The following is a 17383-nucleotide window of genomic DNA, read 5'->3' on the forward strand; positions in this document are numbered from 1 at the left end:
TTTTCCACTTGGTGATAAGGGGAATATTCGTTTGTTTTTCCGAAAGTCCGAAATGAGTACAATTCAAGTGTTCTTATGTGCATTACATCTAGAGGCTATTCTCATTAAAAAATAAAAAGACTTCTGACGCAACCAACAAAATCCACCAAAAAAGAGTTTATGTGCTTAGATATTCACGAAGATTGTCACTTAACTGTTACAACTTACATCTTAATTCGCTTTGATCCCGTGCTAAAATAAGGATAGACATTATATGGATCAGGAGTGGAAAACATGAAACTTAACTCAATGATGCTTTTAATCATAGCGCTGCTCCTTTTAGCCCTCTCTTTTATTACCAGTGATTTTATTGTCGCCTTACCGCTGGCTATTCTCATTATCGTGGTTGGCATTAGCTTCGTTTTAATCAATTTTTCCATAATCCTTAAAATTAAAGAACATAAAGAGTCAAAACTCATAAAATAAATAAACGGGCCACTCACATCGTATAGTGAGTAGCCCGTTTTCAATTGCCGCTGTTCTTAATAACGAACTAAAATTTCCACTAATGCCTTATAGCGACCTTTTTCTTAACTTGATAGCCATTAGGATTTTGAGTTTGCCACCGCCATGTGTCTCTACACATATCTTCTAAGCTTTTCTGAGCCGTCCATCCAAGTTCACGTTGCGCTTTTGCGACATTAGCATAACTTTCCCCAATGTCTCCCTGACGTCGTTCCACTATTTTACAGGGAATTTGTCTCCCGGAAATCCTTTCAAAAGTTGAGATCAATTCAAGTACACTATACCCCTGCCCTGTTCCAAGATTATAAGCATTTATACCTGCATCATCCTTACTTTTCTCCAGTGCTTTTACATGCCCTTGGGCCAAATCAACAACATGGACATAATCCCGAATCCCTGTACCGTCTGGAGTGTCATAATCATTTCCGTAAATATTGAGATATGGGTGTCTACCGATGGCCACCTGAGCCACATAAGGAACCAGATTATTCGGAGTCCCAAGCGGGTCTTCGCCAATATGCCCACTTTCATGAGCCCCCACTGGATTAAAATAGCGTAAAATTTGAATAGACCATTGTGGATGGGCTTTATAAACATCGTGTAAGATATTCTCAAGCATGAGTTTCGATCGCCCGTAAGGATTGGTCGCCGATAAAGGGGCTTCCTCGGTAAAGGGCACACAGGTGTTTCTTCCATAAACAGTAGCTGAAGAGCTAAAAACTAAACGCCTCACTCCAAAAGTCTGCATCGCTTCACAAAGATTGAGCGTTCCGGTTATATTATGATGATAATAAGCAAGTGGCTTTTCTACCGATTCTCCAACTGCTTTTAATCCCGCAAAATGAATCACAGCATTGATGTTATTTTCAACAAACACACGACGAATCTCCATAGAATCTAGCAAATCAACTTGATAGCATTTAAACGATTTTCCACTAATGCTTTGAACCCTGTGCAAAACTTCTTGTTTACTGTTTGAAAAATTATCAAGAATTATCACCTTGTAACCTGCCCTTAGTAGTTCAACGCAGGTATGCGATCCGATGTATCCCGCTCCACCGGTGACTAAAACTGTCATCATTATTGATCACCTTCTCCCTATATTAGTCGCCTGAAATTTTCTTTTATCCTTAACCTTTAAATGCTGTTTCTATGAGATCATGCACATGCTGCCTCTCTTCGTCAGAGACCAATACCCAGCTCACACCATCTAAATATTTTGGAGTTCCCTGTACCTCGTAATTACTTATCTTTTGTCTACAGTCCCTATAATCAGTAGCCAAGAGTTTCATATCACTAAAGCTTAAATTCGTCTGAACATTATCTCCTAATGCACTTAAAATCGTATTAATATTCTTTACTGCAATAAGGCTTTTTCCTTGATTAATAATCGCTTGAATGACTTGCCGCTGACGTTCATTTCGCCCAAAGTCACCCTGTGGATCATCATGTCGCATTCTTGAATAAGCCAGCGCCTCTTTACCATTTAAGTGAAGTGTTCCGGTTGTGAAGTGAAAATCTGAGTCCTTCCAATCCAAAGTATTATTCACAGTGACTCCCCCAACGGCATCAACGAGATTATCCAACCCTTCCATGTTAATTTTCACGTAATAAGCAATATCAATATTGAGATAATCCTCAACGGTTTGAACTGCTAAGGCCTCGTCACCGTAAGCATAAGCGGCATTGATCTTACTGAATCCTGATCGCCCCTCAATATGAACCCTTGTATCCCTTGGTATGCTTGTCATCGTTAAGGCCTTTTTCCTTGGATTTAAGGTCGCAACAATCATTGTGTCGGACCGCCCCTTATCCCCTTTACGCTCATCAACCCCGAGAAGGAGTATATTAATAGCTGGGGGACTTTCCTCTTCTGCCGTTTTCTTTGCATCTTTTGACCTACTCTTATCCAGTGGAAGAACGTCATCTTCATCCTTGCTTAAAGGCTTATAGACCTCCTGAGCCGTTTGTTTCACAGAATGGTATAAATAATAAGCATAGCCGCCAACCGACACAAAAAAAAGACCTAAAAGGGTCCCGATAATGATGAATGTTAATTTAAGTTTTCGACGTTTCATTGATTAACACTGTCTCCTTTTTTAAAGTTTACTACGACCATAAGATCGCTCTCTTATTGGCTTCTTCAAAAATGAAACAATAGAATAAAAATAACCTGATAGGACCTTTTTAAAGACCTGTAGCAGACTATAAAAATAGTAGGAAGTGATGAAAATAACCACTGAGATAAAGAGATGAAAAGCAATATAAGATTGCAACGATTCAATATTAAATAAAATAAAAAGGTTCGTCATAATACTTAGGAATAGGACATGCGTAATATATATTCCTACTGCTTGCGCTCCAATTTTTGTGAAAATTGTTTGCCTGCCGTACTGCTTATTTTTAATAGCAACACAGAATAAGATGAGGGTTAAAGGAAGTGTACTTAAATTATAATTACTTCCACTACTATATCCATTAAGTGGACCAATTGTTATCATCGCTTCACCAACACCTAAAATAGAGAAAATAATAAAAAAGATCACAAAGGTAGATGTTTTAATCTTTTCTATCCTCCTTAATAGACCTTCATAATGATAAGCTATAAAACAGCCCAAGGTCGTATAAAACAAGCCATAAAATAAAGCATCATTAGTATTGATTGGCAAACGGAATATCCCAGAGTAGGTTTGCCCAAATAGCCCAATCACATTTAAGCAAAAACCAATGCCGAGAAGTAATCCTATCTTATTCACTTTGATAAATAAAGATAAAATAAGGATTGACCAGATCAAAGCTGTTAAATACCAAAGCTGATAGGATGTTTGCCCATATCCGTAGTAAATGGGAAGTAATTTTGCCTGAGAATAAATAAAGGATGTGACTTCATGCCCTACATCTAATCCTTTGAGATGTGAGAGTAACATACACTTTATGAGGTCATAAATAAAATAAAATAAATACCAAGTCACAAATAGTTTGATGATTTTCATTAAGTACCTTTTAACATAGAGGGTCTGCCCTTGCTTATTTAAAATTTTCACACCTAATAAAAAACCTGAAACCACAAAAAAGTAGGAAACAACAAATCTAGGAAAAAGGAGGATGACATAATGAAAATAGATACCATTAATTCCCCCAATATAAGCATCAGCTGGGGCTGCATGAAACCACACAACGAGATACATACAAAAACATTTGATTAAGTCTATAGTATAATTTCTCTGCAAAGTATTAACCTCCAATAGCCCCTAAGCACTTTTCGGTAGTCTTCTTTTATGGATCACTTTCGTCACTTTTTTTGAAAGTAATCTACCACAGCTTATACACGGGATTTCAATATAACGTCGTGCGATGGTTGCTACCATAAAACTCACAACAATTGACAGCAATAAGATGGGGACAATGGGCAGATGCCTATACAATAAATGAACAATAAAAAGCATAACCGGAAGATGGTAAAGGTAGAGACTATAAGAGATCCTTCCTAAAAATAAAAAAGGCTTTTTAAGTAACCATTTTTCAACTTTAACAGAACTAAGCACTATGACAATAATTCCTATCGCTCCCAGCATTTCTCCATACTGATTAATGCCCAAATCAACTAATCCATTGCCCACCACACTCATTAAGTGATTGGATTCAAGAACATGCTCTATAATATAGGGAAAAATGGATTCTGAAAAATTGTAGACAATAAGAGAGATGAGCAACAATGAGAGTTTCATTTTCATTGAAAGTCTATTAACCCCATCGATAATGTGTATTCTATACTTTGCAATGAGCACGCCCATTATAAACATAGGGATAAAGCGCAATGTATCAAAATATGTCGTTGCATACCCATTAGATAGTTCAAATGTGAATTTATTATTTAAGCCACCGATAATTGCTAAAATAAAACAAATAAAGAGCGTGCTCTTCAAGTTAAATTTATTCACGCACAGTACTATAAGTGGAAAAATAATAGAGAGCCGCATTTCATGGGCTAATGACCAAATGACAGGATCATAAGCATCAGAGTGAATATTCCCAACCAGAGTAAGGCTCTCTAATAAATACTTATTAAAAGGATGCGCACTCCAAGGTATATTCACAAAAGCACTGGCTTTATCAACATCTCCTGAAATGAAATACGATAACATGACCGAAAAACCAAGCGCGATAACAAAAGGAATATATATCCTAAAGATTCGTTTGATTAAGTAAGGAAAATACTCCACCTTGGTTTGGCTTAAAAACGGTAAGGCGAGAACGAAACCACTTAAAACGAAGAAAAACATAACGGCTCCTCCACCATTGACTAAGATTCGCAATGGTGACCAAGTTAATAACTGCGTCACAAGTAATGGAACAGCTGGAAAAACCAATGAGACATGCCCGATTAAAACACAAGAAGCTGCAAGGCCACGGAGCGAATCTAATTGCTCAAAGCGTTGGTGCATCTTTTTCCTCCTTTCTATTCAACGCAAATAGCGACCTTTAACAAAGGAAATTTTCACAGCATAAACAAAGAGAAGGAAATAATCCCTCCTCTTCAATAGACTGCTTGGATTCATATTTTTCAAATTATTCACAAAAAAATTATCATGTTTAATAATCAAAAATATTCTCCTCGATTTGCATTAATGTGTGAAACTGTTTCTTAATCTCCGTTTTACTTTACTCATAGGTCTTTTCACTTGTAGAAGTGTACTGAAGTAAATTCTGTAGAGTTTATATAGATGATCAAAGATAAAAATATTATAATGGGATATTTTTACATAAAATTTAAATTCACTTAACCGATAATTTGTAAAAAATCCTGAATAATTTTTGTTAATCTTTTTTCGTAAGTCATCCCTATATATCTTATCTGGATCAACATGCTTATTTTTTTGAAGACCTCTGTAATTATTATATATGTCTTTAAAAAATCGAAATTCAGCCAATTTCAAGATATAAGGATCTTTAATATTTTCCTTAAGAAAATAATATCTTTCCTCCTGTGATTCAACACCATCTAAATTTCGCAGTGAATAAGTTTCTTGTTTATCCATTCTGCTTCCTTTTCTTTTAATATAATTGTATTTTCCTGTTTCTATAAAAACATATTTATTTAACTTGTAATAGACTTTATACGCCAAAAATCCATCTTCATATAATTTATCTGGATACCTTAAGTCATTAAATAAGTCCCTTTTATATAGTTTATTGACAGGCGAATTCCTTATAGGGAACTCTAATAAACCCTTTAAAGCAAATAAATTATTACCCACTTCAATTTTCCCCTGATCTTCTTTTATTTCTATATGCCCATTTTTAACTATTTTTAAATTGCATTCCACAACATCCGCATCATGTTTTAAGGCAAGAGTATATAATAATTCGTACATATCTTTATCTATATAATCATCACCATCAACAAAGCCAATGTAATCACCTTTTGCCACATCAAGTCCTAAGTTTCTTGCAGACGCAGGCCCACCATTTTCCTTATGTATAACCCTTACTCTTATATCCTTTTTTGCGTACTCCTCACATATTTCACCGGAATGATCTGTTGAGCCGTCATTTATAAGAATTAATTCAAAATGTGGAAACGTTTGCTCCAAGATAGAGTTTATACATTTCTCAATATAATTTTCAATATTATATATCGGCACAATAATACTAATAATTGGTTTCAAGTACATCATCCCCCCTATACACCATTTTTTCATATAATGTCACTAACCTCACTGAATAGTTAGTAATTTTTTTTGGTTACCCGATGTATGTTTTAAACTATTTCTTCCTTTAATTTTGATTGATTTATAATATTTTTAAGTTTGGGTAACCTTTCAACTAATCTTAGATCGTTAATATCATTATTGCTGATATCAAGTTTTTCTAAATTTAAAAAGTACTGTAATCCATCTAAATTATTTATCTCTTTATTACTTAAATCTAACTCTTTGATTGAAATTAAATCTGAAATTTTTATCCATTGGTCAGAAGGTATAGACAAAATATCCCTAACATGGTTTTCAAAATTTTCATCTATAAATGTCGCAATACCTGCAATTTCAGATGTTGTATAAAATTCCAAATTCTTCTTTTTAGCTTCTTTTATTATGTAACTTAAAGTTTCAGGCGAGATCCTATATTGTCCTGCATCTTCACCTTCTTCACCAAAATCAAAATCATGCCAATTAATGTTATCCTCAAGAACAGAATGACAAGTTAAAATAATATTACATCTTGATTGTTTAAGATGTCTTATCAGTTTTTTAATATTTCTTGGATTAGGTATTAAATTTTTATCTATATCGATTGAAGGGATTACTCCGGTTTGGTTAAAAGGAGTTACTAGCTTTTCATTTGGCCCGCCTCTTACAACTTTAAAATATTTTGGCGATAATGCCTTTATTGTTTTATCATCCTTAACAAAAAAAGGAAAGGCAAAAGATACAGGTCTCTTAAACTTCTCTCTGGTTTTGGAATGCTGTTGCTTTTCAAGCCAATTGAATAACGGTTCTATTTCATCTTCAATCCACTTTTTAATTCCAAACTCATTAGCATACAGGACTGCATTTTGATGTTTATAAGTATGATGGGCAATTTCATGACCGTGAGATTGCAATTCTAATAACTGATCAATTTCTTCTTGTGTATGTTCTCTTTGTCCCTCAAAATGATGAAAGGCATTTACGTTAAAAGTCGCTTTTATATCATAATATCCGAATAAATCTCTGACATGTTTATACCACCCATCAACTCTAAAACTATCATCAAAAGAAAAGACAATTCCTGGCTTGTTTATATATTGAATCTCTTGTTCCATTTTTGGAACATCTCTTCCATGTCTTTTTATTTTATTTTTAAGATCGTTCCAATGTTTCCAATCATAATATTTAATCCTAAGTGGCCTAGATACATTTTTGATAAACGTTAAAGCGCTCATTCATTAATTGCTCCTTTCTTTACACTTCTTAGGCAATGATACTTAGCAACTTAGTAACCTCCGTTTTATTTAAAAGGTTATCTGCTTTTAGATTCCGACTTAATGTCCTGCATAAATTCTTATTTAAATATAATTTTTTAATTGCTAAAAACAATTCATCCTCATCGAATTTTACGATAAGTCCTGTTTTGCCCTCTTTAATTTGCTCTCTCGCACCAACAAAATCAGTTGAAATTATAGGCTTAGAAAAAACCTTCGCCTCAGATAGCGTATTACAAAAACCTTCATTTCTTGATGGCTGAACATAAATATCGCATTCCCTAAAATAAGGATAAGGGTTCTTTTTTAATCCTAATAAAATCATATTTTTTTCAAGGTTATATTTTTTTATTAATCCCTCGACAGTTTCTCGATAGTCCCCATCACCCACACAATACCACTTTACGTGAAGCCCATCTGATAATAATCGATGAAGGATCAGCGGGATAATATCATATCCCTTTGCACTGTCCATTCTTCCAACTGTTAAGATTCGTATCCCATTGAATGAATCATCAAATCCTTTTTCCTCTTCAGCAAGATTGTAGATTTTTATAGCATCTAAAATATTATAGAAGACAGAAGTGCGCTCCCTTAACTCTGGGAACATTTTTATGAAATTTTCCTTAGACTGTTTTGATACACAAAATATTTTGTTATACTTTAAATAATATTTCTTGTACAACTTGATATCTTTTTCATATTCAACATCATTATGGATCCATGCAACTTTATACTTCGCATCAATATTATTGATGACATACATAACTGAAAGTGAAGTAGGAACATGGTAAGCTATTGCCATATCGTAGAATTTATCAATTTTTTGTAAAACTTTCGAATGATTTTCTTCCCATTTAAATTTAGATTTTGACCTTATGGACATGACTGAGAACCAACCTACTTTAATAGCTTTCAACAATTTACCATGACTAACAAAGTGAGCTACCTGATGTTTTGCTGAAGTTTCGCTCTTATGTAGGTATTCAACATTTATTTGTTTCGGGATTTGATCATTCAATTCGCCACCTTCATCCATGATTAATAAGTCTATTAGATACTTATCCTTAGGAATTGCTTCAAGTAATGAAATAAGGGATTTTTCTGTCCCCCCCAAAACCATTTTCCAAGTCACAATTGCAATTTTCTTCACTGTAATCTCCTCCACTAAAATAAGACCCTATATTAACTTAGGATCTTCATTCCAATTTTATTAAGTATTTTCATCTTATGGCCTATTTCACATAATAGATGGTTGTTTTAATTTATTTTCAATTGATTGCAATCTTCCCTTATTGATTTTGAATACAATATCACAATTTTCAATTGTACTTAGTCTATGCGCAATAATTATGAGTGTCTTTTCACCTTTTAAACCATTTATTGCTTTCATAATTTCCTTTTCTGTTTCATTATCTAGTGATGAAGTTGCTTCATCCATGAATAAAATCTCCGGATTATGGTATAGCGCTCGCGCAATTCCTATCCGTTGACGCTGACCTCCAGATAACCTTACACCACGTTCACCAACTTTTGTTTCCAATCCACTTGGCAATGTTTCCACAAATTGTTTTAATTGAGCTTGTTCTAATGCTTTCCATACCGCTTCATCATCAATAAGATCATTCTTTATCCCGAAGGCAACATTTCCACGTACTGAATCATCAGTAAGATAAATCGATTGTGGAATATACCCTATTTTCTTTTGCCATATAGATTTTTGTTCAAACAAATTTTTCCCATCAACCAATACGTGACCATATTCTGGTTGGAGTAATCCAAGTATTATATCAACAAGAGTTGTCTTCCCAGCACCAGATTCACCAATAAATCCAATGGATTGACCAATTGGAATCGTTAAAGTGACATCCTTTACTGAATATTTCTCTTGATTGGGATAACGAAAAGAAACATCACTTAGTTTAATAGAATCACTAAAAGTAAGTTCTTTTTCATTTAACTTTGCTGCTTCATTATCCTGAATAAGGTCCTTACTTGGATAGCTTTCTTTATTCATAAACAAATCCTTATAGATAACAGATAAGGCTGGTTGACTATAACGAATCGTCGTAATAAGTCCCATTATACGTGTAATTGAAGGCATTATTCGGAAAGCGGCCATGGCAAAGAGCGCCATTGTCGATACCATCTTTGTAGTATCCATTCCCTGAAAAACAATAATGAGCATAGTAATGAGTACACACGAAACTAATAACGTTTCAATAAAAAGCCTTGGTACTTGACCTAAGATATCCATATAACGGCTATTATTAACACTAATCCGACTTTGGGTTGTATAGGCATCAATAAAGAAAGCTTCCTTTCCTTTAACTTTAACTTCCTTGCTTGCTCCTAAACCTTGATTTACCCATTTAATCATTTCAGAATTTACTTGTTGTTGTTCTTCACCTAGAGTATTAATCTTTTTACGGAAGATCCTTAAGAAAACAAAAATACTTCCACCAAGTAAAATAGCGGATGAAATTGTTGCAAGTGGTGCTGTTTTTATTAATAAGACTAAAATACACGCCGAGACTAGGAATTCTGTTAATAATTGAAATCCGGAAATGATTATTCCTTGAAAGACTCTAGGCACTTCGTTATTTACATTACGTAGCAATTCCGCTGTATTTCGTTGCAAATGGAACGTGTAGGGTTTAGTTAAATATTCTTTGAATAATCTTCGGGATAATTTAACCTGCTGATTGAGGACCACTTTATATTGTATAAAGTTAAAAAAAAATAAATATAAATTTTTTAAGACAAAAACTAAAAGTAAACTTATGACGGTTAACACAACAAATGACGATGTTGAATGGAAATTAAATATTTTATAGAAATATGAAAGAAATGCTTGTTCATGAATAATTTTAGGATCTGTTAAAACTCCTACTATTGGAACAATCATTCCAATTCCAATCGTTTCAAATAGAGCTGCAACGACCATCAATAAAAATAATATAATTAAAGCTTTTTTATCCTTTTTATTAAAGAGTGTTAATAACTTACTTACCGAATCCCTCAACCCTAATACACCCTTTCTTTTTTCTAATAAAAACCTTCACAAATACCCTGTCTAATTTCCATAAAAGGTAGCTCTTATTTTCTGATTTATGACCATCAACAGCAATCAACCAATTGTTTCCCACCAACTTTAGCTGATCAATATTGTGCATTCCATCTCGATTCCAGTCTGTTGATCTATTAGAACCCCTTAGAACCAAGTTAACCTCTTCTTCAAGATAGTCTCTCTCAGACAATTGAGTTATTTCAAATACTCGAACAGCACTTCCATAGTTCGGTTTGCAGTCCTGGGTGTATCTATAAATCTTCCCGCTATCGACAATGACCCTGCCCCCAGACCTTGTAATATTATAATTATTTGATATCATAGGACTTTTGGGGTGCTCTTCCCAATCTTCTTCAAGTCTCTCGGAGTAAAACAAATGCAAATTCCCACTTTCCCCTGCAAACATCCACCATTTATTGTTATAGTAAAAAATACTGGAATCAACATACTTACCTTTAACTAGTCCATTTACTTTGTTCCATTCATATGGGAAGTTTTTTGCTTTATATAAAAATACTTGGTTTGCTTCACAAGATTCAGGGATCATATAATATTCACCTTTATGTTTAAAGACATACGGAAATGATAAATGGTAGTTTTCTCTAAGAACAACTCGGTCATATTTCCATTCCTCACCATCTTTACTTGTTGCTAAACCAATGATTCCCTTGCCTGAACTTTTGTCCATGATTTCAAAAAACATATAGAAAAAAGAGTTATGGAAAATGATAAATGGATCGGCAACAAATTCCGCGTGTACATCTAAAATATCTGAAGCACACAATGTAACTTTATCAAGTTTTTTCTCATGGGGCAGTTTGAAAATTAAATTTTGAGATTTAAATACTGCAATTGACCAAATATCCAATACAATTTTTTTTGTATGTAACAACCAAAAGAAAACTAGTATTACCAACATAGCAACAGATAATAAAATCATAGAACCACCTTAGAGGGGATTTTTTAAATTCTTGCTTTTACTATTTTTTGTCAAAGCTTTAATCCGATTGATAATTAACAGGACTTTATAATTCATATTTAATAGCGTAATAATCGATTTATATTTAAGAGACAAAAGGTCATTCTCTTTTATTTCTTTAAAATGGTTTCGTAGATAGCGCCTAATCTCATTTAATAAGTAATTTCTTTCTCCTTTTTCATCCACTTGATTTAGAATGTAATAAACATCATCAACTATCCAATAGGCAAATCCAGAAGTTACCTCATTATAAATACTTGGGTAACTTCCCCTCATAAAAGATAGTATCTCTTCCCAGCCAAGAAAAGCATCCAGTCGGTTATTGTTATACTTAGTTGTTAAGATACTATTTTGGCGTTTTACATAAATATAACCAATGTAATTTGTGAAAACTACCTTGTTGGCACGGGAAAGTAGAATATATATAGTTGATAAATCCTCATGAATACGACCCACTGGAAATTTTATTTTACTGAAACATTTCTTATGGAAAAGTTTATTGCATAGCGAATAACGATAGAGATTTCCCTTAAAAAGCTCTTGCATCGCTTCGAGATTACTCAATTCTAGTTCATATCTTTTTTCTTCCTCGTTAATTAATTTGCCATTTATCTCTCGCCCTAACTGACAAATAGATACATCACTTTTTGTAGTCATGGCTAAATTATAAAGGATTTCATACATGGATTTATCGATCCGATCATCTCCATCAACAAAGCCAATATACTCACCTTTTGCAATATTAATCCCTCTATTTCTTGCTGAACTCACACCGGCATATTCTTGGTGAATAACACGAATTCTTGGGTCTAATTGGGCGTAGGTGTCACAAATTTTTTTGCTATCATCTGTGGAACCATCATTAACAAGGATCACTTCGTAATTTTTAAATTCTTGATAAAGGATACTATCAATACAATCTCTTAAGTAGGGGCCATCATTATAGACAGGAACAATAATACTAATAGCTGGCTTCAATTTTAACGCTCCTTTTCTTTTCACCAAAGCACACCTTGTAAATATGCAAAGTTATGCGCTCACACGCTTTACCGTCTTCAAATGTTCCATTTTGATCATTAAACGTATGTAAACGAGATCTATACTCAGAAATATTATAGTTTGCTATTTTCGTCAGAAGCTCATCATTACTCGTTGCAGATTCAAAAGGGAGATCTTTTACATTAAAGTACAACTTTCTATCTCCACCTAAATAGTCCTCCATATCCGGAATATATAGAAAACATGGGCGTTCGGTAATTGAAAAATCAAACATTAGTGACGAATAATCTGTGATTAAAACGTCTGTTATGCTCAGTAATTCTTGTACATCGTCATATGTGGTGACATCTATCACCTTTTCGTTAGATTCCACATTTTCTGTTGTACCAATAAAATGAGGATGTAGCCTTCTTAATACAACCCATTCACCATCAAATGTACTCTTCATATTTTCTAAGACACCTGAATAATCCAGATCATAAACATCAAGTGCCTTATCTTTTCTAAAGGTTGGTGCATAAAGAATCACTTTCATTTCTCTCGATAAATTTAGTTTGGAATAAACCTCAGTTTTAACAGATTCAATTTTTCGAAAAAGGATGTCATTTCTTGGAGAACCATACTCAAAAATGTCACCATTATACCAAAATGCCCGCTTAAATATTTCCGTACTATATGCGTATCCAGATATTAAAAGATCACATTTAAGTGAATCTTTCTGTGCCATTTTAATATAGTTAAGTGGAAGTGAATCTTCAGCATCTTTTTCAATATGTTTTAGTGCAAGGGAACCATGCCAGGTTTGTATATAATATTGCTCCTTCCTTTTCACAAACATATCAGTCGTTCGGAAGTTCGTTATGATCACTTTAGATGTACACAGTTCATAAAAATACCTTATGGACATGGTCTTAACTTTTCTAAAGCCATTGAGATTCGCTTTAGACTTTACATCGTTAAAGGCCCACACCAAATCAAAGGTATCTTTTGGAACATTTTTCAGGATGTATTCTGTAATATATTTTGGGTTACATCCATATTGGCTTCCGTAATAACTAAACAAAAAAATCTTATTCGCTTTGATCGGAAACAAGTTGAAAAAGGAAATGAGACTAAGGACAACGCATTTTTTCGCGTGATTGATTAGCCTCATAAATCTCCCCCCTTATCATGCACATTGGAGATACACTTAATGGTATTAAAGGATTCGCCACTTTCCTTGCTGGAAGCTACTAATCGGTGAACATGTATACACTCACGCACTTCTTCTTTTGTTACACCCAGTTCCTTTGCCAGTAACATCATATACAGCCATTCTTTATCGATGCCCCTTTTCACCTTTAACCCCTCCACATCTTTTTCTATTATGAGGTTTTTGAATGATACTCCTTGCCTTTAGGCTCTCTCAAATTTCTATATGGGTTAACCTCCTTATAACTGACACGTTTCAATTTAACTGGACGCTTTGTAATTTTTAAATTCCTCATCACCTTTTCCATCCATAAAAAAAAGACATTTAAGTATGGATGGATCATAAATAGCCTTAATTGTCTCTTTAACTCTCGATCTTGCTGGGTCGCCTTATTAAGTTTTGGATAGTGAGCTTCAATAAACGAGCGAATCGAATTTCGATATAACCCCTTCTTATCCATATGTTTGTTCCTTAGAAGCAGGTGATATTGAATAAAACTAGCCTTTAAAAGTTCCATGTAAGTTAAATCTATTAGATGCTCATAGTTTTTCTCTATAAATTTTAGCCTTGTTTTTAAACCCTCCAGAATATCAAGATTCTTTGGGGTAAATGTAGCAACGATACTATCCTTTCGTTGATAGTAGTAATAATAAGGACGATGGAGGATCAAATACCGGTCTACGCGATCCATCACCTGGTGGGCCCAAAAGACATCTTCAAATAAAACCCCTTTTTTAAAGGGAAGCCCTTTTAAAAGGTTAGTCCTATAAAGCTTTCCCCATGCAAAATTCTTCACCCGTTCATTTTTCACTAATTCAAGCATTACAGTTTTTTGGTCTAGGAGAGTGGGTAAATCCTGCTCAGAATGATAGCGATCATCAAATAGTAGGTAGTCGTCATAAGCGTAATAAAAAGCTGTCTGAACGATATCAGCCTGATATCTTTTAAGATGAGTAACCATTTCTTCTACAATGCCTTCATCTAGCCAATCGTCACTATCCACAAACATGACATAATCCCCTGTAACATACTTCAACCCATAATTCCTTGCATCTGAAAGACCCCCATTCTTTTTGTGAAACACCCTTACCCTTTGGTCTTTAAGGGCAAAGGTCTCTGCCAGTTCACCACAGCGGTCAGGAGAACCATCGTCAACCAATAAGACTTCTATATTTTTGTAAGTTTGGTTTAATAGACTCGATACACATTTCTCTAAATAGCGCTCCACTTTATATATGGGCACAACTATACTTACTTTCTTTTCCATGGATATTTACCGCCTGTCACGTTAGCTTCATCATTTTAATCTTGAAACACTTCTTACAAAGAATTTAACCCCGGTTGATCTATAAAAAATTGGGTTCCATTCCATTCATAATTTTGTACAACTTTTCTAATTCATGGGTATTACTATAGTCTGAGTTTTTACACGTAGCCGCTAAGCTTGTTCGTAAGATATGATTGTTATATAAATCTTCAATTCCATTTGCTATTCCTTCGACTGATAATTCGGTGATATACCCATCAACTTGATCTCGAATCTGACTTTTGGCTGTTTGATAGTTCGTGATGAGTATAGGCTTCCCTAATATCTGCGCCTCAGTAACTGTAACCGCCTTGCCTTCGTATCTTGATGGTTGAACGTATAAATCAGCCGATTGAATATAGGGATAAGGATTCGTTTTCTTGCCTAGTAGAACAAATGAATCTGTTAAATTATTTTTTTCTATTAAACGTCTAATAATTTCTTCATCACCACCGTAACCAACGATATACCAAACAAGGTTTTGATAACCTCTATTTTTTAAAAGTCTAAACGCCTTAACGGCCTGATCAATACCTTTTGCGTGGGATAATCGTGCAACAGTTACCAGTTTAAAACGTTTATCGCTAAGCATTGGATGATCTTTATTATGACCTTCAACAGCCTTTTCCCTAATAAACCCTGGGGAGTTTATATTTTCAATAACAATAATTTTGCGCTTCAATTGCGGATATTTTTTTAAAAAAGCCTCCTTGCATGTTTCTGACACAGCAACAATCTGATCAAACTTATCCCACACTTTTAAATCCAATTTATTATCTGTTTCAATCGTTGAATAATCCGTATGAATCCAGGCAATTTTTTGATTAGCAGTCACCTTTTTCGCGATAAAATCATGTGGCCATAAGTAACTAATAGCGACATCATAGTGCTTCTTTAATTTTGGTAAAAAGGGAAATGCATACTTCCACATTAATTGCATTTGATAATAACCTATCTCCTGTTTCCCTTTTACTTTTCCCACTAGAGAAGCTTGCAATTTAGAATAGATTCTTGTTAGCCCGATAGTATAATGTCTATTATTTAGGATCTCAGTCACCGGCATCCTAAATGTAGCATATTGTGATACTTCTTTTAACACATTCACTTTAGGATAAATATCATTCATAAAGTCACCTTGATGCCTATAAAGCATGAGGTCAACTTTATGATTCGTATAATCAAAATGGTCCAGTAAATTGATCAGACTGCGCTCGACACCTCCTACTTCCATGTCGTAAGAGGCAAATAATACATCTTTCATTTATCCTTCCCCTATAAGCGTGACGTTGTTTTCCTAATCTTGGCTATACTCTCCCCACCTATAACACTTGCCGCCACTTTTTTGATTTTTGACTTCACTCTAGCTCTCACTGGCAACCAACTTTTATAAAAATGATGGATCGTATAAGTATCATTTGTTATAAACTTTCGGCAGTTAATATAATCATAGGGTGAAAAATAAGTTTTTGGATAAAAAGCACCTATGCCTTCTAACTTTTGATACTGTCCATTTGTCTTTAATCCCTTAGCTTCTAAAAGTTGAGTAACAGCCGCTACATTCGTCAAGTCATTAAGCTTTCCCGGTTCATTCATAAATGTTTGTGTATCATATAACCCGAGGAATTCTTTAAGGAGTGGATTCCCTTTTAAAGCACCTATCGTACTTGTGGCTATATAGTTTTCTTGCTCAAACCCCCAAAAGGATTCATGATCGAGCAGGTCATCGAATGGCTTAAAGACCTCTACATCCGTATCGAGATAAATACCTCCAAAATGATATAATGCGTAAACTCGAACATAATCACTAACAAAAGCATATTTTCCTAGTTGATAAGCCTTACTCACATAGGGATGACAGTGAATATCAAAATTATCTTCATTCCATTCTTTGAACTCGTAGTCTATTAATAGTTTGTTCCAGCTACTGATGCACTTCTTAATCATTTCAGGCTGCTCTTTTTTTCCAAACCAACAATAATGGATCGTTTTAGGAATTGTTCTTCTCTTTATTGTCATTGCAGGTGTCATTCTCCTTCCTTTTTTGCCATTGTATAAACTCAATCAATGTTCTGTAATCTTTTACTTGATCTTTATCAATACCAGATGTTTTTAAATCATAAATAAAATCGAGCCACTCTTTTTCAAGCGGTTGTGGTTGTTGCTTAATTCCATTCAAAATCACCCTTAGATCCACATCTAAAGCCAAAGCAATTTTTTTTAATACTTGGATGGAAGGGTTTTTGTTGACATTACGTTCAATATTACTCAGATAGGATTTCGATATATGTGCCTGATCTGCAACTTCTGATAATGTAAATCCTCTTTCTTTTCGAACTTCTTGTATATTTCTACCTATCATTCATCATACC

17 protein-coding genes are annotated in these 17383 nt (G+C 34.2%); 1 reads left to right on the top strand and 16 read right to left on the bottom strand.

From position 1 onward, the window contains the following. Positions 1–273 precede the first annotated feature (273 nt). Positions 274–465 carry a hypothetical protein gene (locus IEV91_RS09720; protein ID WP_188497235.1) on the top strand — a complete coding sequence of 64 codons (192 nt, stop codon included), beginning with the start codon at positions 274–276 and terminating at the stop codon, positions 463–465. A gap of 79 nt (positions 466–544) precedes the next feature. Here the strand turns inward: IEV91_RS09720 and galE are convergent, their stop codons facing one another. The 16 genes from galE to IEV91_RS09800 all read right to left on the bottom strand — a co-directional run bounded on the left by galE (position 545) and on the right by IEV91_RS09800 (position 17373). Next, complete coding sequence (galE, locus tag IEV91_RS09725; RefSeq protein ID WP_188497306.1) at positions 545–1582, bottom strand: UDP-glucose 4-epimerase GalE; 1038 nt, start codon at positions 1580–1582, stop codon at positions 545–547. A 52-nt stretch (positions 1583–1634) separates the two neighbouring features. Continuing rightward, the gene (locus IEV91_RS09730) at positions 1635–2582 is read right to left on the bottom strand and encodes an LCP family glycopolymer transferase (RefSeq protein ID WP_188497236.1); all 948 of its coding nucleotides are present in this window, start codon (positions 2580–2582) and stop codon (positions 1635–1637) included. Positions 2583–2603: 21 nt separating this feature from the next. Next, the gene (locus IEV91_RS09735; RefSeq protein ID WP_188497237.1) at positions 2604–3734 is read right to left on the bottom strand and encodes an acyltransferase family protein; all 1131 of its coding nucleotides are present in this window, start codon (positions 3732–3734) and stop codon (positions 2604–2606) included. Positions 3735–3755: 21 nt separating this feature from the next. Next, positions 3756–4949: an acyltransferase family protein gene (locus IEV91_RS09740; protein ID WP_188497238.1), complete on the bottom strand. Its 1194-nt coding sequence runs from the start codon at positions 4947–4949 to the stop codon at positions 3756–3758. Between the two features lie 180 nt (positions 4950–5129). Then, entirely contained in the window at positions 5130–6173 is a 1044-nt protein-coding gene (locus tag IEV91_RS09745) for a glycosyltransferase family 2 protein (protein WP_188497239.1), read from the bottom strand. 92 nt (positions 6174–6265) lie between these two features. After that, positions 6266–7429 (bottom strand): polysaccharide deacetylase family protein, encoded by a 1164-nt coding sequence (locus tag IEV91_RS09750; protein WP_188497240.1) that lies wholly within the window; start codon positions 7427–7429, stop codon positions 6266–6268. A 28-nt stretch (positions 7430–7457) separates the two neighbouring features. Further along, the gene (locus tag IEV91_RS09755; RefSeq protein WP_188497241.1) at positions 7458–8621 is read right to left on the bottom strand and encodes a glycosyltransferase; all 1164 of its coding nucleotides are present in this window, start codon (positions 8619–8621) and stop codon (positions 7458–7460) included. Positions 8622–8708: 87 nt separating this feature from the next. Continuing rightward, on the bottom strand, positions 8709–10493 hold the full coding sequence (locus tag IEV91_RS09760; protein ID WP_188497242.1) for an ABC transporter ATP-binding protein: 1785 nt from the start codon (positions 10491–10493) through the stop codon (positions 8709–8711). Continuing rightward, entirely contained in the window at positions 10474–11478 is a 1005-nt protein-coding gene (locus IEV91_RS09765; protein WP_188497243.1) for a glucosamine inositolphosphorylceramide transferase family protein, read from the bottom strand. Before IEV91_RS09765 ends, IEV91_RS09760 begins: the two co-directional genes overlap by 20 nt. A 9-nt stretch (positions 11479–11487) precedes the next feature. Further along, the gene (locus IEV91_RS09770; protein WP_188497244.1) at positions 11488–12495 is read right to left on the bottom strand and encodes a glycosyltransferase family 2 protein; all 1008 of its coding nucleotides are present in this window, start codon (positions 12493–12495) and stop codon (positions 11488–11490) included. Continuing rightward, positions 12479–13669: a CDP-glycerol glycerophosphotransferase family protein gene (locus IEV91_RS09775; protein ID WP_188497245.1), complete on the bottom strand. Its 1191-nt coding sequence runs from the start codon at positions 13667–13669 to the stop codon at positions 12479–12481. Before IEV91_RS09775 ends, IEV91_RS09770 begins: the two co-directional genes overlap by 17 nt. Beyond that, positions 13666–13854 (bottom strand): anti-repressor SinI family protein, encoded by a 189-nt coding sequence (locus IEV91_RS09780; protein WP_188497246.1) that lies wholly within the window; start codon positions 13852–13854, stop codon positions 13666–13668. The genes IEV91_RS09775 and IEV91_RS09780 overlap by 4 nt, the downstream gene beginning before the upstream one ends. Positions 13855–13880: 26 nt before the next feature. Beyond that, entirely contained in the window at positions 13881–14975 is a 1095-nt protein-coding gene (locus tag IEV91_RS09785) for a glycosyltransferase family 2 protein (protein WP_188497247.1), read from the bottom strand. Positions 14976–15054: 79 nt separating this feature from the next. Beyond that, the gene (locus tag IEV91_RS09790; protein WP_188497248.1) at positions 15055–16275 is read right to left on the bottom strand and encodes a glycosyltransferase; all 1221 of its coding nucleotides are present in this window, start codon (positions 16273–16275) and stop codon (positions 15055–15057) included. 11 nt (positions 16276–16286) lie between these two features. Then, on the bottom strand, positions 16287–17030 hold the full coding sequence (locus IEV91_RS09795; protein ID WP_188497249.1) for a glycosyltransferase family 32 protein: 744 nt from the start codon (positions 17028–17030) through the stop codon (positions 16287–16289). Next, a complete protein-coding gene (locus IEV91_RS09800; RefSeq protein ID WP_188497250.1) occupies positions 17002–17373 on the bottom strand; it encodes a helix-turn-helix domain-containing protein in 372 nt (123 codons plus the stop codon). Before IEV91_RS09800 ends, IEV91_RS09795 begins: the two co-directional genes overlap by 29 nt. Positions 17374–17383: the final 10 nt, after the last annotated feature.

The organism is Pullulanibacillus pueri (genome assembly GCF_014639255.1).
GTDB classification, from domain to species: domain Bacteria; phylum Bacillota; class Bacilli; order Bacillales; family Sporolactobacillaceae; genus Pullulanibacillus; species Pullulanibacillus pueri.